The 18,317-nt window shown below is 70.9% G+C and carries 13 protein-coding genes and 1 pseudogene; 8 read left to right on the top strand and 6 right to left on the bottom strand.

Annotated features, from left to right (window positions below; all coding sequences use genetic code 11):
• Positions 1-1,915: 1,915 nt before the first annotated feature.
• Positions 1,916-2,681 (bottom strand): annotated as a pseudogene (locus tag ACZ4U1_RS07180) (RpnC/YadD family protein); the annotation flags it as partial.
• A gap of 20 nt (positions 2,682-2,701) precedes the next feature.
• Positions 2,702-3,121, bottom strand: a complete 420-nt coding sequence (locus tag ACZ4U1_RS07185; RefSeq protein WP_467900642.1) for an ATP-binding protein — start codon at positions 3,119-3,121, stop codon at positions 2,702-2,704.
• Positions 3,122-3,323: 202 nt separating this feature from the next.
• On the opposite strand from ACZ4U1_RS07185, the gene ACZ4U1_RS07190 reads away from it, so the two are divergent.
• The 4 genes from ACZ4U1_RS07190 (at position 3,324) to ACZ4U1_RS07205 (ending at position 8,214) form a co-directional block, all read left to right on the top strand.
• Positions 3,324-4,160 carry a helix-turn-helix domain-containing protein gene (locus tag ACZ4U1_RS07190; RefSeq protein WP_467900645.1) on the top strand — a complete coding sequence of 279 codons (837 nt, stop codon included), beginning with the start codon at positions 3,324-3,326 and terminating at the stop codon, positions 4,158-4,160.
• A 7-nt stretch (positions 4,161-4,167) separates the two neighbouring features.
• Positions 4,168-4,362 carry a DUF397 domain-containing protein gene (locus tag ACZ4U1_RS07195; RefSeq protein WP_467900648.1) on the top strand — a complete coding sequence of 65 codons (195 nt, stop codon included), beginning with the start codon at positions 4,168-4,170 and terminating at the stop codon, positions 4,360-4,362.
• Positions 4,363-4,403: 41 nt separating this feature from the next.
• On the top strand, positions 4,404-6,659 hold the full coding sequence (gene recD2, locus ACZ4U1_RS07200) for an SF1B family DNA helicase RecD2 (RefSeq protein WP_467900650.1): 2,256 nt from the start codon (positions 4,404-4,406) through the stop codon (positions 6,657-6,659).
• Between the two features lie 265 nt (positions 6,660-6,924).
• Positions 6,925-8,214 (top strand): citrate synthase, encoded by a 1,290-nt coding sequence (locus ACZ4U1_RS07205; protein ID WP_467900652.1) that lies wholly within the window; start codon positions 6,925-6,927, stop codon positions 8,212-8,214.
• A gap of 678 nt (positions 8,215-8,892) precedes the next feature.
• Here the strand turns inward: ACZ4U1_RS07205 and ACZ4U1_RS07210 are convergent.
• The 3 genes from ACZ4U1_RS07210 to ACZ4U1_RS07220 form a co-directional block, all read right to left on the bottom strand.
• Entirely contained in the window at positions 8,893-11,145 is a 2,253-nt protein-coding gene (locus ACZ4U1_RS07210) for a heavy metal translocating P-type ATPase (RefSeq protein ID WP_467900654.1), read from the bottom strand.
• Between the two features lie 213 nt (positions 11,146-11,358).
• Positions 11,359-11,598, bottom strand: coding sequence for a heavy-metal-associated domain-containing protein (locus ACZ4U1_RS07215; protein WP_189294377.1), 240 nt, complete (start codon positions 11,596-11,598; stop codon positions 11,359-11,361).
• An 85-nt stretch (positions 11,599-11,683) separates the two neighbouring features.
• On the bottom strand, positions 11,684-12,334 hold the full coding sequence (locus ACZ4U1_RS07220; RefSeq protein WP_467900658.1) for a TetR/AcrR family transcriptional regulator: 651 nt from the start codon (positions 12,332-12,334) through the stop codon (positions 11,684-11,686).
• 165 nt (positions 12,335-12,499) lie between these two features.
• Between ACZ4U1_RS07220 and ACZ4U1_RS07225 the strand changes: the two genes are divergently transcribed.
• Together ACZ4U1_RS07225 and ACZ4U1_RS07230 are read left to right on the top strand one after the other, a co-directional pair.
• Complete coding sequence (locus tag ACZ4U1_RS07225) at positions 12,500-14,767, top strand: MMPL family transporter (protein WP_467900660.1); 2,268 nt, start codon at positions 12,500-12,502, stop codon at positions 14,765-14,767.
• Between the two features lie 30 nt (positions 14,768-14,797).
• A complete protein-coding gene (locus tag ACZ4U1_RS07230; protein ID WP_467900662.1) occupies positions 14,798-15,841 on the top strand; it encodes a zinc-dependent alcohol dehydrogenase family protein in 1,044 nt (347 codons plus the stop codon).
• 45 nt (positions 15,842-15,886) lie between these two features.
• On the opposite strand, the gene ACZ4U1_RS07235 is transcribed toward ACZ4U1_RS07230, so the two are convergent.
• Positions 15,887-16,087, bottom strand: coding sequence for a helix-turn-helix transcriptional regulator (locus ACZ4U1_RS07235; protein WP_030993109.1), 201 nt, complete (start codon positions 16,085-16,087; stop codon positions 15,887-15,889).
• Positions 16,088-16,420: 333 nt separating this feature from the next.
• Between ACZ4U1_RS07235 and iolC the strand changes: the two genes are divergently transcribed.
• Together iolC and ACZ4U1_RS07245 are read left to right on the top strand one after the other, a co-directional pair.
• Complete coding sequence (iolC, locus tag ACZ4U1_RS07240; protein WP_467900665.1) at positions 16,421-17,371, top strand: 5-dehydro-2-deoxygluconokinase; 951 nt, start codon at positions 16,421-16,423, stop codon at positions 17,369-17,371.
• 65 nt (positions 17,372-17,436) lie between these two features.
• Positions 17,437-18,315 carry a Cgl0159 family (beta/alpha)8-fold protein gene (locus ACZ4U1_RS07245; RefSeq protein ID WP_467900667.1) on the top strand — a complete coding sequence of 293 codons (879 nt, stop codon included), beginning with the start codon at positions 17,437-17,439 and terminating at the stop codon, positions 18,313-18,315.
• Positions 18,316-18,317: the final 2 nt, after the last annotated feature.

Genomic DNA, 18,317 nt, shown 5'->3' on the forward strand with positions numbered 1-18,317 from the left:
CCCGGTTCGTAGGGAGGATTGGAATCGATTACACGGGGCGGGAGCAAGGGGGTGGAGGTGGCCGAAACCCAATCGTGACCGGGGGAGGGAGAGCGACCGGGGGCACCCGGGGCGGACCGCGGCTCCTTGCCGCCGGCCGGCCCAGGGTCGCCTACCTCTTACCGCAGACGAAGTCGCCGTAAGGGGTTGATGTGCCCGTCGGCCATGGCGTTGCCGCGGTGGTGAGCCTGCTTCTCGCCGTAGGAGAAGGCGCCGTGAGCGCGCTGAGGCGAGGGAGCCGATACGTGGCTGTGGGGCCGCCCGCTTCTTCTCTCAGCGTCGGGCTTCCGCGAGGTGAGTCAAGGGCGCTCCCGTTCCGCTGCGCTCCACTCCCGCGTCGCCTTCGGCGATGGACCTCCGGCCCACCCATGACACACCTCGCTCCAGCCCGGGGAAGAAGCGAGCGGGCAGCCCGGGAAAAGTGGCCGACTGAGGTCCGCTGTCCCCTTGGGTCGGCTGCGTTCGTGGCGTGGGGAAGGGCGCGCGGTCGCGTGGGGCATGGACGCCGGGTGGTGTTGGCGACTTCCGGTGGGTGGGTGGGTGGGTGGGGCGCGGTCGGCCTTGGGTGCGCGCCGGGTGGGTTTGGCGGCGAGCGGCTGGTGGGGGCGGGGGTGCATGCGCGGTGGGTGCGGTGGCGGACGGCTGGTGAGCGGTGGGCCGCAGTGCGCCCGCACGCGAGGGGTGGCGGCTGCTGCATGTCCCATCAGCCCCTCAAGTCACACAAAGGCAGTGATTGGCGGATTTGGGCCACCCCCACCGATCACCCCACCCCCGTCTCCACTTCCTTTGCTCCGCCCCCTGGCCCAAGTCCGCCAATCACTCCCGGGATGGGAGCCAGGGAGTCCCAAGAGCCCCATGATTCCCAGGAGGAGCCGCCAATCCGGCCCCGAGCCGCCCATCCGACCCGGCGTGCTGGTGGGGCACCCCGCGCACCCGCCCACCATCCGCAGCCGCCGATCCCACCCGGCGTGGCGACCGGTGGGGGCCGGGGTGCACGCGTGGTGGGTGCGACGGCGGACGGCTGGTGGCCGGTAGCCACGGCGGGCACTCCGCCCGCACACGGCGGTGAGGACTGGCCGCAGTGCCCCATCAGCCCCTCAAGTCACACAACGGCGGTGATTGGCAGATCTGTTCCACCTCCACCGACCACCCCACCCCCGAACCAGCCCCTTCACTACGCCCCTTGGAACAAACCTGCCAATCACCTCCCGGCAGGGAGTCCCATGAGCCCCGAGCCCCCTGAGTCCCCGGCAGAGCCGCCCATCCGGCCCGGCGTGCTGGTGAGGCACCCCCCTCGGGCGGAAGCCGCCGATGTCACCCGGCGTGCAGGCGAGGCGAGACCGCGTCCCACCCACCGGCCGTTCGCCGCTTAGCCAGCCCGGCGTGCAGGCGAGGCGCGATCGCGCCCCCACTCCCACCGGCCGCTCGCCGCCAAACCCACCCGGCGCCCTGCAAGACGCGACCGCGCCCTCCCACCCACCGGGCCGGAAGCCGCCGATGTCACCCGGCGTGCAGGCGAGGCGCGACCGCGTCCCACCCACCGGCCGTTCGCCGCTTAGCCAGCCCGGCGTGCAGGCGAGGCGCGACCGCGCCCCACCCACCCACCCACCAGCCGTTCGCCGCTTAGCCGGCCCGGAGTCCATGCGAGGCGAGACCGCGCCCCTCACCCACGGCGCGGACGCAGCCGACGCCGGGGCCCAGTACCGGCCTGGGCCACTGCCTTTCCGGGCCGCTCGCTCGCTTCTTCCCCGGGCTGGAGCGGGCCGGGTCAAGGGTGGGCCGGAGGCCCATCGCCGAAGGCGACGCGCAGCGCCCTTGACGCGGACCGTGGAAGCACGACACTGGCCGAGAAGCGAGCGGCCCAACGGTCACTTGTTCACTCGTCGGTGAACAGCTCCGTGGCGTCCGCTGCATGGACGGCTCGCTGGGCCCAGACCTCCAGCCTGTCCAGGTCCGTGCAGCCTTCGACGCGCTCGCGGACCTCCTCCGGTACCCGGATACCGCGCCATTCCAGGATGCGCAGGATCATCTCGGCCTTGGCCTCGGCTCGCCCCTGTTCTCGGCCTTCCTCGCGTACCTGTTCCGCCAGCGGGTGTCGCCAGAAGTACTGGATCGCCGTCATCAGGTCCCTCCACATCTGCTTCGCCTGGGGATCAGCCAGGCATGAGTCGACGAACTGCACGAAGACGGCGGCGCTGTCGGGGTCGATGGTCCGCAGGGCGGATGCCAGGGATTCCAGTATTGCCGGAGCCTGCGGCCCACGCCCGTGTGTCATCGCCGACAGCACCGCAAGGGGGGGACATCCCGCTCGGCCTGCCGCTCGTCCGCGATCACCGGCACGTTGTCCGGGCCCAGCACCAGCGGACGTACCGTCAGCGAGTCCCACCCAGGGAAACCCAGCGGATCGGACGCGAGGCCCACCTCGCCGTAGCACCGCTCTGCGTGATCACGATGAGGACCGGCTCGCAGCGGTACTTCTCATACAGGTACGACAGGTAGTACGGCCTGCCCCGCTCGCGGTCGTCCGCCTTCCCCTGCGACTCCACCACCAGCAGGTACGTGCCCTCGTCCGTCTCCGCCCGCAGCAACGTGTCCACCCGACGCTCGACCGGCTCGATCTCCGTCAGGTCCACGTTCAGCGCCTCATGCGACGAGCCCACCATCACGCCACCCCCAGCTCGCACCACACGTACTTCCCCCGGTCCCCGAACCGAGCCGACGGCTGCCACCCCCAGTACTCCGCGCAGGCCGTCACCAGCCCCAGCCCCCGCCCCTCCTCCCGCTCCAGCACCTGCTCCAACGGCACCGGCGGCTCGGGCGGCTCCGGGTCCGTGTCCCACGCCCCGATCCACACCAGCCCCTGCGCCGACCTGCGCACCCGCAACGCCGCCGGCCCCTTGGTGTGCCGCACCGCGTTCGACACCAGCTCCGTCGCCAGCAGCTCCGCCGTGTCCGCCAGCCCGGCCAGGCCGTGCATCGTCAGGATCACCCGCAGCGTCTGACGGCACACCGTCACCGCTCTCAGGTCGTTGGGGATGTAGAGCGTGTAGTCCCAGGACTCGACGGACTCGTTTCCGGGCATGCGTCATCAACTCCACGTAGTGAATGGGGATTTGGCGCGCGGTGGCATCGCCGCAGCCGTCACGGCAGGACGGCACGGTGCGCTTCCGCAGCGTGTGCAATGCGTCACTGACGGTAGATCTAAATCTAGGGACGCGGCAAGCCGGTCGCGTAATCTGACGCCGAACGAGTGGCGCCTACGGGCGCGTGAGGAGGTCCAGCCGATGGTGAAGAGGCGTGAACCGACGGCTCGCCAGGTGCGGCTGGCAACTGAACTGCGCAGGCTGCGTGAGGCTGCGGGTCTCAACTCCCGCCAGGCGGCCGAGCTGCTCGGTGTGGCCCCGGCCCAGATCACCCACATCGAGTCCGCACTCGCGGGCGTGAGCGAGCAGCGAGTCCGCCGCCTGGCGTCCCACTACGCCTGTACCGACGACGAGTTCATCGACGCGCTGGTGGCTATCGCCACCGACCGGACGCGCGGCTGGTGGGAGGAGTATCGGGGTCTGCTGCCGACGTCGTTTCTGGACCTTGCCGAACTGGAACACCACGCTACGTATCTGCACGAGGTGGCGATCCTGCACGTATCAGGCCTGCTGCAGACGGAGGAGTATGCTCGCGCGCTGTTCTCCTCCAGGGTGCCGGAGCTGACCAGCGAGGAGCTGGAGTTGCGCGTGCGTCACCGCATGCGACGCCAACAGCTCAAGGTTCCTTACCGGTTGGTGATTCACGAGGCGGCGCTGCGTATCAGGGTGAGTGACCGCAATGCGTCCCGGTCTCAACTTGCCAGGCTGCTCGAGTTGTCCGAAGCAGACAACATCACCGTGCGCGTCGTCCCGTTCGACTTGGATGGCTTCACCAGGGCATCGAGCACCATGACGTACGTGGGCGGCTCTCCGTCGAAGCTGGACACAGTGGTGCGCGACGCGCCTCACGGCTCGGTGTTCATCGATTCCGAAGCGCAGCTCAACGCCTATCGAACGCGCTTCCGTAAGGTAGAGGCTGTTTCACTCGAACCCGACCGGTCTCGCGACTTCATCCACAAGCTGGCCAAAGAGCTGTGAGGCATCCATGACCACCCTCGACAACTGGCGGAAGTCGTCCTACTCGGGCGAGGGCGACGGCAACGCCTGCGTAGAGATCGCGGCGTCCCCCACCCGCACAGCCATCCGCGACTCCAAAGCCCCCACCCGAGCCACCCTCACCTTCCCCACCCCCACCTTCACCGCCTTCCTCGAAGCCCTCAAGGCGCACCCCCGCCCCTGACCCGGTCACCCGTTGTCACACCCCACCGGTACCGTCGGGTCATGGCTCAACAGGCGGGGACCCAGACCGGGGAGCGGCGGCTTGCCGTGGTCGAAGGTGTGCTGGAGCGGATCACGTACGCCAATGAGGAGAACGGGTACACGGTGGCCCGGGTCGACACCGGCAGAGGCGCCGCCGACCTCCTCACCGTGGTCGGCGCGCTGCTCGGTGCGCAGGTCGGGGAGTCCCTGCGCATGGAGGGCCGCTGGGGGTCGCATCCGCAGTACGGCAGGCAGTTCCACGTCGAGAACTACACGACCGTGCTGCCGGCCACCGTCCAGGGCATCCGGCGCTATCTGGGGTCCGGGCTGGTCAAGGGGATCGGGCCGGTCTTCGCCGACCGGATCACCCAGCACTTCGGGGTGGACACCCTCAAGGTCATCGAGGAGGAGCCCAAGCGCCTGATCGAGGTCCCCGGTCTCGGTCCCAAGCGCACCAAGAAGATCGCCGAGGCCTGGGAGGAGCAGAAGGCGATCAAGGAGGTCATGCTCTTCCTGCAGACCGTCGAGGTGTCCACCTCCATCGCCGTGCGGATCTACAAGAAGTACGGCGACGCCTCCATCTCCGTCGTCAAGGAGCAGCCGTACCGGCTCGCCGCCGACGTCTGGGGCATCGGCTTCCTGACCGCCGACAGGATCGCCCAGTCCGTCGGTATCCCTCACGACAGTCCTGAGCGGGTGAAGGCCGGGTTGCAGTACGCGCTGTCGCAGTCCGCCGATCAGGGGCACTGCTTCCTGCCGGAGGAGCGGCTGATCGCCGATGCCGTCAAGCTGCTCCAGGTCGACACCGGGCTGGTCATCGAGTGTCTCGCCGACCTGTCTCAGCCCCCGGAAGAAGGCGCCGATCCCGGGGTCGTACGGGAGAAGGTGCCGGGGCCGGACGGTGGCGGTGACGAACCCGTGAGCGCCGTATACCTGGTCCCCTTCCACCGTGCGGAGCTGTCCCTGTCCGCCCAGTTGATGCGGCTGCTGCGGACGGACGAGGACCGGATGCCGGGGTTCCGGGAGGTGGACTGGGGGAAGGCGCTCGGGTGGCTGAAAGCCCGCACCGGAGCCGATCTCGCGCCCGAGCAGGAGGCCGCGGTCAAGCTGGCGCTGACGGAGAAGGTCGCCGTCCTCACCGGCGGCCCGGGGTGTGGAAAGTCGTTCACCGTCCGTTCCATCGTGGAGCTGGCCCGGGCCCGGCGCGCCAAGGTGCTGCTGGCCGCCCCGACCGGCCGGGCCGCCAAGCGGCTGGCCGAGCTGACCGGGGCCGAGGCCTCCACCGTGCACCGGCTGCTGGAGCTGAAGCCGGGCGGGGACGCGGCCTACGACCGGGACCGGCCGCTCGACGCCGACCTGGTGGTCGTGGACGAGGCCTCCATGCTGGATCTGCTGCTCGCCAACAAGCTCGTGAAGGCCGTACCGCCGGGGGCGCACCTGCTCTTCGTCGGGGACGTGGACCAGTTGCCCAGCGTGGGGGCGGGGGAGGTGCTCCGGGATCTGCTCGCCGACGGGAGTCCGGTCCCGGCCGTCCGGCTGACCCGGGTCTTCCGGCAGGCCCAGCAGTCCGGGGTCGTCACCAACGCGCACCGGATCAACGCGGGGCAGCATCCGCTCACCGACGGGCTGAAGGACTTCTTCCTCTTCGTGGAGGACGACACGGAGGCCGCGGGCCGGCTGACCGTGGACGTGGCGGCGCGGCGGATTCCGGCCAAGTTCGGGCTGGATCCGCGCCGGGACGTACAGGTGCTCGCGCCGATGCACCGGGGGCCGGCCGGTGCGGGTGCGCTCAACGGGCTGCTCCAGCAGGCCATCACGCCCGGGCGGCCCGATCTGCCGGAGAAGCGGTTCGGCGGCCGGGTCTTCCGCGTCGGCGACAAGGTCACCCAGATTCGCAACAATTACGAGAAAGGGAAGAACGGTGTCTTCAACGGCACCGTGGGCGTCGTCACCTCGCTCGATCCGGTCGACCAGCGCCTGACCGTGCTGACGGACGAGGATGAGGAGGTTCCGTACGAATTCGACGAACTGGACGAACTGGCGCACGCGTACGCGGTGACCATCCACCGCTCGCAGGGCAGTGAGTATCCCGCCGTGGTGATTCCGGTCACCACGGGGGCGTGGATGATGCTCCAGCGGAACCTGCTCTACACGGCGGTCACCCGGGCCCGGCAGCTGGTCGTCCTCGTCGGTTCGCGCAAGGCGATCGGGCAGGCGGTGCGCACGGTGTCAGCCGGACGGCGGTTCACGGCCCTGGACTTCCGGCTGCGGGCGTGAACCCCGGGGCTCGGTGCCGGTGGGGCGCGGGCTCGGCACCGTCAACCGCGGGTCTGTACAAAAAATGATCGATCAAATGAGTCATGAAGGTCACAGAGCACTTCCAGATGCCCCTCCGAGGGGGCAGGATGAGCAGGTTGACGGCACTGAGTGCCGCCAATAGGCCCAATGGTCGACCCCGAGTGCACTCTGCTGAGCCAAATGGGGGATGGTAGAGACAGTCAGGGCACCTCGAAGATGAGGCACTACGTCGGTGAGGGAAGACGTGAGCGACAACTCTGTAGTACTGCGGTACGGCGACGGCGAGTACACCTACCCGGTGGTCGACAGCACCGTCGGTGACAAGGGCTTCGACATCGGGAAGCTCCGCGCCCAGACCGGTCTGGTGACCCTGGACAGCGGCTACGGCAACACGGCCGCCTATAAATCCGCGATCACCTACCTCGACGGCGAGGCGGGCATCCTCCGCTACCGCGGCTACCCCATCGAGCAGCTGGCCGAGCGCTCCACCTTCCTTGAGGTGGCGTACCTGCTGATCAACGGCGAGCTGCCCACCGTCGACCAGCTGACGGCGTTCAAGAACGACATCACGCGGCACACGCTGCTGCACGAGGACGTCAAGAACTTCTACCGGGGCTTCCCGCGTGACGCCCACCCGATGGCCATGCTGTCCTCGGTCGTCTCGGCGCTGTCCACCTTCTACCAGGACAGCCACAACCCGTTCGACGAGACGCAGCGCGACCTCTCCACGATCCGGCTGCTCGCGAAGCTTCCGACGATCGCGGCGTACGCGTACAAGAAGTCGATCGGCCACCCGTTCGTCTACCCGCGCAACGACCTCGGCTACGTCGAGAACTTCCTGCGGATGACCTTCTCGGTCCCCGCCCAGGAGTTCGAGCTGGACCCGGTCGTCGTCGCGGCGCTGGACAAGCTGCTGATCCTGCACGCCGACCACGAGCAGAACTGTTCGACCTCGACGGTCCGCCTGGTCGGCTCCTCGCAGGCCAACATGTTCGCGTCGATCTCGGCCGGCATCAGCGCGCTGTGGGGCCCGCTGCACGGCGGTGCCAACCAGTCCGTGCTGGAGATGCTGGAGGGCATCCGCGACTCGGGCTCCGACGTCGACACCTTCATCCGCAAGGTGAAGAACAAGGAGGACGGCGTCCGCCTGATGGGCTTCGGCCACCGGGTCTACAAGAACTTCGACCCGCGCGCCAAGATCATCAAGGCCGCCGCGCATGACGTGCTCTCCGCGCTGGGCAAGGAGGACGAGCTCCTCGACATCGCCCTCAAGCTGGAGGAGCACGCGCTGTCCGACGACTACTTCGTCGAGCGCAAGCTGTACCCGAACGTGGACTTCTACACCGGTCTGATCTACCGCGCCATGGGCTTCCCGACCGAGATGTTCACGGTCCTGTTCGCCCTCGGCCGGCTGCCGGGCTGGATCGCCCAGTGGACCGAGATGATCAAGGAGCCGGGCTCCCGCATCGGCCGCCCGCGCCAGATCTACACGGGCGTGGAGCTGCGCGACTTCGTGCCGGTCGAGGAGCGCTGAGCGCACTGAGCAGAAGGGCCTGCCTGTCCCGGCAGGCCCTGAAGCGGTGATTCGGCGGGCCTCGAAGCGGTGATGCAGCAGGCCCTGAAGCGGTGATGCAGCAGGCCCTGAAGCCGTGAGCCAGAAGCGAGAAGCAGAAGGCGCCCTGAGTCGCCGGTCCCCCCACGGGCCGACGACCAGGGCGCCTTCCCATGTCCCGGTGCGGATTCCCCCCACGGGATCCGGCCGGGCGCTCGGAGAGGACAGCGCCTGAATCGCTGTCTGTGAGCACAACGAGCAAAACTCGCCGTACTCCAGTGATGCGGTGCGATCTGCCGGGACAACGCACGCTGGGAGGGCCGCTCAAAGCTTCCCGGTGTACGTGCCCCGGCAACGCATCTCTGAGGAAGTCCCCCAAGACATCCCCAGATGCCAGTCAGCGCCCCCCAAGACGCTGGTCTGACATCGCCAACTTAGACCTTCGAACCCCTTCGATGGTTACGTTCGCATCACTGTGATCTGCGTCTCTTGCATATGTCCTTTAAGTGCGCAAGAGCCCCGATACAGCAATCGGGGCTCAAGCGTAAGGATGATGCGCGAGCCTTGTGAAGAGCTTATGTGAGGCGCGCGCCGGACTCTAGGGGGACTCCTATATCGGCCACGGCAATCGCCACCGGTCCCCGCAGTGTCACCGCCGGCTCACCGGAAGGCCCGCAACCGCAGGCTGTTGGTCACCACGAACACCGAGGAGAAGGCCATCGCCGCCCCCGCGATCATCGGGTTGAGCAGCCCCGCGGCGGCCAGCGGCAGCGCGGCGACGTTGTAGCCGAAGGCCCACACGAGATTGCCCTTGATGGTGGCCAGCGTCCGGCGGGACAGCCGGATCGCGTCGGCGGCCACCCGCAGGTCCCCGCGCACCAGCGTCAGATCGCCGGCCTCGATCGCCGCGTCCGTGCCGGTGCCCATGGCCAGGCCCAGGTCGGCGGTGGCGAGCGCGGCCGCGTCGTTCACCCCGTCGCCGACCATGGCCACAGCGCGCCCCTCGCGCTGCAGCCGTCGTACGACGTCCACCTTGTCCTCGGGCAGCACCTCGGCGTACACGTGCGCGGAGTCGATGCCGACCGTCCGCGCGACCGCCTCGGCGACGGTCCGGTTGTCGCCGGTGAGCAGCACCGGCGTCAGCCTCAGCGCGCGCAGCTCGCGGACCGCCTCGGCGCTGGTGTCCTTGACCGCGTCGGCGACGGCGAGGACCCCGCGGGCCCGCCCGTCCCAGCCCGCCACGACGGCCGTACGGCCCTCCTGCTCGGCCTCCCGGGCCGCGCGGGCCAACTCCTCCGGCAGGACGTCGTACAGGCGCCCCACGGCCACCTCACGGCCGTCCACGCGTCCGCGTACGCCCCGCCCGGGAACGTTCTCGAAGTGCTCGACCACCGGCAGGGCCCCGGCGCGGTCCTCGGCGCCGGCGGCGAGCGCGCGGGCCACCGGGTGCTCGGAGGCGTGCTCCAGGGCGCCCGCGAGCCGCAGCAGCTCCTTCTCGTCCTCGCCCTCGGCGACGTACACCGCCTGCAGGCTCATCCGGCCCGTGGTGACCGTGCCGGTCTTGTCGAGGACCACCGTGTCGACGCGGCGCGTGGACTCCAGCACCTCGGGGCCCTTGATCAGGATGCCGAGCTGGGCGCCGCGGCCGGTGCCGACCATCAGCGCGGTCGGGGTGGCGAGGCCCAGCGCGCAGGGGCAGGCGATGATCAGTACGGCGACGGCGGCCGTGAAAGCGGCGGCCGTGTCGCCGGTGACACCCAGCCAGGCGCCGAAGGTGCCGAGCGCGATGAGGATGACCACGGGTACGAAGACGGCGGAGATCCGGTCGGCGAGTCGCTGCACCTCGGCCTTGCCGTTCTGCGCGTCCTCCACCAGCCTCGCCATCCGGGCCAGCTGCGTGTCCGCGCCGACCCGGGTGGCCTCTACGACCAGCCGGCCGCCCGCGTTGACCGTGGCGCCGGTGACCCGGTCGCCGGGGCCCACGTCGACCGGCACGGACTCGCCGGTCAGCATGGAGGCGTCCACCGCGGAGACGCCCTCGACCACCGTTCCGTCGGTGGCGATCTTCTCGCCGGGCCGTACGACGAACCGGTCGCCGACGGCCAGGGACGACACCGGGATCCGCACCTCGCGGCCTTCCCGGAGCACCGCCACGTCCTTGGCGCCCAGCTCCATCAGGGCCTTCAGGGCGGCGCCCGCGCGGCGCTTGGAGCGGGCCTCCAGATAGCGGCCCAGCAGGATCAGCGCGACGACTCCGGAGGCGACCTCCAGGTAGATCGTGGAGGCGCCGTCCATGCGGGCGACGGTGAGGCGGAACTCGTCGTGCATGCCGGGCATGCCCGCGTCGCCGAAGAACAGCGCCCACAGTGACCAGCCGAAGGCGGCCAGCGTGCCGACCGAGACGAGGGTGTCCATGGTGGCGGCGCCGTGCCGCAGATTGGTCCAGGCGGCCTGGTGGAAGGGCCGGCCACCCCAGACGACGACCGGTGCGGCGAGGGTCAGCGAGAGCCACTGCCAGTTGTCGAACTGGAGCGCCGGGACCATCGCGAGCAGGACCACGGGGGCGGCGAGCAGCGCGGAGACGAGCAGGCGGTGGCGGAGGGCGCCGAGTTCGGCGTCCGGTGCGGGGGTTTCCGGTTGGGCTTCGGGCGCGGGTTCGGGCGGCGGGGGTTCCTCGGCGGTGTAACCGGTCTTCTCGACGGTGGCGATCAGGTCGGCGACCTGGACGCCGTCGGCGTAGGCGACTTTGGCCTTCTCGGTGGCGAAGTTGACGGTGGCGCTGACGCCGTCCATCCGGTTGAGCTTCTTCTCCACCCGGGCGGCGCAGGAGGCGCAGGTCATTCCGCCGATGAGCAGCTCGACCTCGGAGGTCGTGCCCGCGCCGGCGGCCGTCTCTGCGGTGGTGCTGGTCATGTCCGGACTCCAGACATCGGACCGGGCCGTACGGATCCAGTATCAGCTGGTCGGTACGGCCCGGTCGGGGGATCGAAGGGTTTCCCCGGGTTCTTTCCGGGTTCCTCCCGGGGTTCCGCCCAGGGTCCCTCCCGGGGTCCCTCCCGGGGTTCCGCCCAGGGTTCCTCCCGGGGTTCCGCCCGGGGTCTTCCCGGCTTCTGCCCGGCTTCTTCCTCAGGCCTTGCCGGCCAGCTCGAAGCCGGCCTCGTCCACGGCGGCGCGCACGGCCTCCTCGTCCAGCGGGGCCGCGGAGACGACGGTCACCTCGCCGGTCGACGCGACGGCCTTCACCGAGCTGACGCCCGGGATCTGCGAGATCTCGCCGGAGACGGATCCCTCGCAGTGGCCACAGCTCATGCCGGTCACCTTGTAGACGGTGGTGACGGGGCCCGGGGTGTCGGTCTGAGCGGTCATGTCGTTACTCCTCGTCGAGGCGTGTGGGGCCGGTGGGGTCCGCGGAGGGGATCCCACGCTCACCACACTATACCCCTAGGGGGTATTAATCCACCGTGGGGGCCCCGAGCCGGTCACCGGCCAGCGGCTCCAGGTAGCGGATCAGGACGTCCTTGGTCTCCTGGATGTAGGCCGCGCGCTCGGCGCCCTCGTGGGCCAGGACCAGTTCCAGGCCGGCCTTGTAGACGCCGAGGCAGACGCGGGCGGTGCGGGTGACGTCGGCCGGGGCGGCGTCCGGCATGAGCGAGCCGAGCAGCGCCTCTATCCGGCCGATCACGGTCGTGTGCAGCTGGTCGTGCGCCTCGGCCATCCGGCCCGGGATGTCGGGGCCGTGCATGAGCGCGAAGAACACCGGGTGGTCGGTGTTGAAGGCCATGAACCGGTCGACGGCCGACCCGATCGCCTCCTCCAGCGGGGTGGTGGGGTCGACCGGGGCCAGCGCCTCGCCGTACGCCTCCCGCATCTCGTGCATCAGCCGGTCGCCCAGCTCGATCGCGATCGCTTCCTTGTTCGGGAAGAACTGGTAGAGCGTGCCGGGCGAGACGCCCGCCTCGCGGGCGATGGCGTTGGTGCTGGCGGCGGTGTAGCCGGTGGTGCAGAAGACCTGGGCGGCGGCTTGGAGCAGCTGTGCGATACGGCGCTCGCCGCGGGCCTGGCGACGGCGCGGCTGCGGCTCCTTCTCTGTGGTGTCGGACACGCGTTATCCCCAGCTCTCCGAACGCGATTGACAAACGCGAGTGGTCGCTCGCATTCTGGTGAAACACGAGCGATCTCTCGTGTTTTTCAGTCTATGGCAATGACTGCTCCATGCTGCCGTGCTCGCGCACGGCCGCGCTGGTCAGGGTGAAGGGGACACCGCACGATGACCGAAGTCAACAAGGCGCCGCGGCCCGCGGACGCACCGCCCCGGATCGGCGGCTGGACGCGATTCGTCACCGCCCGGCCCCGCCTGTCGCTCCTGGTGGCCCTGGTGCTCACCGCCCTCGCCGTGCTGGCCGGCAGCGGGGTCGCGGACCGGCTCGGCAGCGGCGGCTGGGAGGACCCGGCGGCCGAGTCGACGTACGCGACCAGGGCGCTGGAGCGCGAGTTCCCCGGCTCGCAGCCGAACATGCTGCTCCTGGTGGACGCGGGCCGCGCCTCGGTGGACGACCCGGCGGTGGCCGCGGAGGCCCGCGCGCTGGCCCGGCGACTGGCGGGCGAGCCGGGCGTGACCGGCGTCGGCTCCTACTGGCAGGCCACCCCCGCCCAGGCCCCGGCCCTGCGCGCCGAGGACGGCCACGAAGCCCTGATCGCCGCCCGCATCACCGGCGACGAGACCGCGACGGGCCGCACCCTGGACCGCATAGCGCCCCACTACCGGGGCACGCACGGCCCGGTCCGGGTGAAGCTCGGCGGCATCGTCGCGGTGCGGCACGAGATGCAGACGATCATCAAGGAGGACCTCACCCGCGCCGAGCTGATCGCCCTGCCGATCACCCTGGTGCTGCTGGTCATGGTCTTCGGCAGCGCGGTGGCGGCCCTGCTCCCGCTGGGCATCGGCGTCGTCGCCATCCTGGGCACGAACGCGGTGCTGCGCGGCCTGACCAGCTTCACCGACGTCTCCGTCTTCGCGCTGAACCTCACCACGGCCCTCGGTCTCGGCCTCGCCATCGACTACGCGCTCTTCATCGTCCGCCGCTACCGGGAGGAGCTGTCCACCGGCGCCGACCCGCTGACCGCGGTGGGTACGACCCTGCGCACGGCCGGCCGCACCGTGCTCTTCTCCGCCCTGACGGTCGCGGTCTCCCTGGCCGCCATGATGCTCTTCCCGCAGTACTTCCTGCGGTCCTTCGCCTACGCCGGCATCGCCGTGGTCCTGCTCGCCGCGGCCGCCGCCCTGATCCTGCTCCCCGCCGCGCTGGTCCTGCTCGGCCACCGGGTCAACTCCCTCGACCTGCGCCGCCTGTTCCGCCGGGCCCGCGAGCCGAAACCGGCCGAGGGCACCGCCTGGGCGCGCACGGCCGGCCTGGTGATGCGCCGCGCCCCGCTCTTCGCCCTCGGCACCACCGCCCTGCTGATGGTGCTCGGACTGCCCTTCCTGGGCGTGAAGTTCGGTACGGCCGACGACCGGCAGCTGCCCTCGGCCGCCGAGTCCCACGTGGTGCAGCAGCACATCCGCGAGAGCTTCCCGGGCAGCCCCGGCGGCGGCCTCGAAGTCCTCGCCGAGGGCCGGGCCACCACCGCCCAGTACGCCGCCTACAAGCAGCGGGTGGCCGCCCTGCCCGAGGTGGCCCGCGTCGACGGCCCCCTGGTCGAGGGCGACACCGCCTACTTCACGGTCCAGCCCGGGGGCGAGGCGGTGGACGACCCCGCCCAGCGCCTGGTCGGCGACCTGCGCGCGCTGCACGCCCCCTTCGACACCAAAGTGACCGGCACGGCCGCCGTCCTCGTGGACACCAAGCACGCGATAGCCGAGCGCCTGCCCTGGGCGGCGGTGTTCATAGCCGTCGTCACGCTCCTGCTGGTCTTCCTGCTCACCGGCAGCGTGCTGATACCGCTCCAGGCCGTGGTGCTCAACGCGCTCAGCCTGACGGCGATGTTCGGCGCGGTCGTCTGGGTCTTCCAGGACGGCCACCTGTCCGGACCGCTCGGCTTCACCAGCTCCGGCTCGATCGAGACCACCCTGCCCGTCCTGATGTTCTGCGTGGCCTTCGGCCTCTCCATGGACTACGGCGTGTTCCTGCTCTCCCGCATCAAGGAGGAGTACGACCGCACGGGCGACCACAACGCGGCCGTGCGGCACGGACTCCAGCGCACGGGCGGGCTGATCACCGCGGCGGCGGTCATCCTCGCGGTGGTGATGGTGGCGATAGGCACCTCCCGGGTGACCAACACCAAGATGCTGGGCCTCGGCATCGCCCTCGCGGTGCTGATGGACGCGATGGTGGTCCGCAGCCTCCTGGTTCCGGCCATCATGCGGCTGACGGGGCGGGCGACCTGGTGGGCGCCGGGATGGCTGAGGCGCTTCCACGACCGGTTCGGAGTGAGCGAGGGGGAACAGGAGGCGCCCCGCGGGGATGCGGGGAACGGCGCCACCAGCCACGACGAATCCGAACTGGTGACACACTCCGGCGGCCCCCGGAGCGTCTAGCCTTCGCGCAGGTTCCCGGAAGGAGCATGCATGCGCGCGGTGATGTTCGAGGAGTACGGAAGGCCGGCCGAGGTGCGGGACGTACCCGACCCGCAGCCCGCGGAGCACGGCGTGACCGTCCGTGTCGAGGCGACCGGCCTCTGCCGCAGCGACTGGCACGGCTGGATGGGCCACGACCCGGACATCACGCTGCCGCACGTGCCGGGTCACGAACTCGCCGGTGTGGTCGAGGCGGTGGGCGCCCGGGTGACCGGCTGGCGGCCCGGCGACCGGGTCACCGCGCCGTTCGTCTGCGCCTGCGGCAGCTGCCCGTCCTGCGCGGCGGGCGACCAGCAGGTGTGCGAACGGCAGACCCAGCCCGGCTTCCACCACTGGGGCTCCTTCGCCGAGTACGTCGCGCTCGACCACGCCGACGTCAATCTCGTCGCGCTCCCGGACGACATGGCGTACGCCACCGCCGCCGCCCTCGGCTGCCGTTTCGCCACCGCGTTCCGGGCCGTGGTGCAGCAGGGCCGGGTGGCGGCCGGGGAGTGGGTCGCGGTGCACGGCTGCGGCGGGGTCGGCCTGTCGGCGGTGATGATCGCGGCGGCCTCCGGGGCCCGGGTGGTCGCCGTCGACGTGTCACCGCGAGCGCTCGAACTGGCGCGGACGTTCGGTGCCGCCGCGTGCCTGGACGCCACCGGCGTGTCCGACCCGGCCGCCGCCGTCCGCGAACTGACCGGTGGAGGCGCCCACCTTTCCCTCGACGCCCTCGGCTCGCCCGCCACCTGCGCGGCCTCGGTGAACGGTCTGCGCCGCCGCGGCCGGCACGTCCAGGTCGGCCTGCTGCCCTCGGCCGACGGCACCACCCCGGTGCCGCTGGCCCGCGCCGTGGCCCTGGAGCTGGAACTGCTCGGCAGCCACGGCATGGCCGCCCACGCCTACCCCGGCATGCTGCACCTGGTCCGCGCCGGCGTCCTGCGCCCGGACCTCCTCGTGACCCGGACGATCACCCTCGACGAGGCCCCGGCGGCGCTCGCGGCGATGGACACGGCACCGGGCGCCGGCGTCACGGTCATCGAACCCTGGAGCTGACGCCCGCCCCGCCGGCCGCCCGGCCGTCGCTCCCCGGGAGAGAGGTCAGTCGTCTCTGCGGCCGCGGTTGCCGGGGCGGGAGGCGACCCAGGCCCGGACCGTGTCGGCGTACCAGTAGGGCTTGCCCCCCTCGACGTGGTCGGGCGGGGGCAGCAGCCCGTGCTTGCGATAGGACCGTACGGTGTCCGGCTGCACCCGGATGTGCGCCGCGATCTCCTTGTAGGACCAGAGCCTTCGGTCGGCCATGCGTTGCACCTCCCCGCGCGCACCGCGGCGACGACCGGGAACGGCCGCCGGGGGGACCGGGCGCTGCGCTGATCACCCACCCTGTGCCCGGTGGACGACGCAGAGTGACCACCGAAGAGCCCCTGTTGACCAGATGTGACGGAGAGCCCGCGCACTTGCGACATCTGTGACGAGAAGGGGCTCCTTGTGACACAGCGATCACAAAGGGCAACCATGGGGAGGCATCCCACTCCCGCCCCCGGGGGGAACTGGTCCGAATGTCTGGACAAAATATTGACAGCGCTCACCGCGCGGGACTAGAAAGCCGGGGAGAGCCATGACGAAGGGAAGCCGATGGCCTACGACCTGATCACCATGGGGCGGATCGGAGTGGACCTCTACCCGCTGCAGACCGGTGTCCCGCTCGCCCGGGTGTCGTCCTTCGGCAAGTTCCTCGGCGGGTCGGCGACGAACGTCGCGGTCGCCGCCGCCCGGCTCGGCCGGCACACGGCCGTGATCACCCGTACCGGCGACGACCCGTTCGGCGCCTACCTCCACGAGGCGCTGCGCGGTTTGGGCGTCGACGACCGCTGGGTCACCCCCGTCCCCGGGCTGCCGACCCCGGTCACCTTCTGCGAGGTCTTCCCGCCGGACGACTTCCCGCTCTACTTCTACCGGCAGCCCAAGGCGCCCGACCTGGAGATCGACGCCCACGAGCTGGACCTGGACGCCATCCGCGAGGCCCGGATCTTCTGGGTCACCGGCACCGGCCTGAGCGAGGAGCCGAGCCGTACGGCGACCCTCGCGGCCCTCGCCCACCGGGCCAAGGCGGGCATCACCGTCTTCGACCTCGACTGGCGCCCCATGTTCTGGGCCGACCCCGACACCGCCCGCCCCTTCTACGCCGAGGCCCTGCGCCACACCACCGTCGCCGTCGGCAACCTGGACGAGGTGGAGGTCGCGACCGGCGTGCGCGACCCGCATGCCGCCGCCCGCGCCCTGCTGGACGCCGGTGTCGAACTGGCCGTGGTCAAACAGGGGCCCAAGGGAGTCCTCGCCGTCAACCGGCAGGGCGAGACCGCCGAGGTGCCGCCGCTGCCCGTCACCGTCCTCAACGGACTCGGCGCCGGAGACGCCTTCGGCGGCTCCCTCTGCCACGGCCTGCTGGCCGGCTGGGACCTGGAGACGATCATGCGGCACGCCAACGCGGCCGGCGCCATCGTCGCCTCCCGCCTGGAGTGTTCCTCCGCGATGCCCACCCCCGACGAGGTGGCCGCCGCGCTCGACGCCGGAGCGGTGCTGTGAGGGCCGGCCGTGTCACGGGCACGCATCACGAAGGCGGCTCGGGCACCCGTACTCCCCGCGTCGACGTGGCCGAACTCGTCCGCCTCCGCACCCGCCACCCCGAGGCGATCGCCGAGGCCGCCGCACGTCGGGCGCGCAGGCCGCTGCTGAACGAGACCGGCCGGCTGATGATCGTCGCCGCCGACCACCCGGCCCGCGGCGCGCTCGGCGTCGGTGACCGCAAGCTCGCCATGGCCAACCGCGCCGACCTGCTCGAACGGCTCTGTCTCGCGCTGTCCCGGCCCGGCGTCGACGGCGTCCTCGCCACCGCCGACATCCTGGACGACCTGCTCCTGCTCGGCGCCCTGGACCACAAGGTCGTCATGGGCTCCATGAACCGCGGCGGGCTGCAGGGAGCCAGCTTCGAGCTGGACGACCGGTTCACCGGCCACCGCCCGGAGGACATCGAGCGGCTCGGCTTCGACGCGGGCAAGCTGCTGCTGCGCGTCGACTACGCCGACCCGGGCTCCCTGACCACCCTCGAGTCCACCGCCCGCGCCATCGACGCCATGGCCGCGCGCCGGCTGCCGGTGTTCGTGGAGCCGTTCATCAGCCGCCGCACCCCGGAGGGGAAGGTGACGAACGACCTGTCCGCCGAGGCGGTCACCCGGTCCATCGCCATCGCCTCCGGCCTCGGCGGTTCCTCGGCCTACACCTGGCTGAAGGTGCCGGTCACCGAGAACCCCGACGACATGGCCCGGGTCATGGAGACCTCCACGCTGCCCGCCGTACTGCTCGGCGGGGACATCGGCGACTCGCCCGAGGACCAGGTCGCCGCCTACGAGAAGTGGCGCGGCGCACTCCGACTCCCCACCGTGCGCGGCCTGGTGGTCGGCCGCTCGCTGCTGTACCCGGCGGACGGCGATGTGGCCGCCGCCGTGGACACCGCCGTAGGACTGCTGTGAGG

The sequence above is a fragment of the Streptomyces sp. NPDC028928 genome, assembly GCF_055564915.1.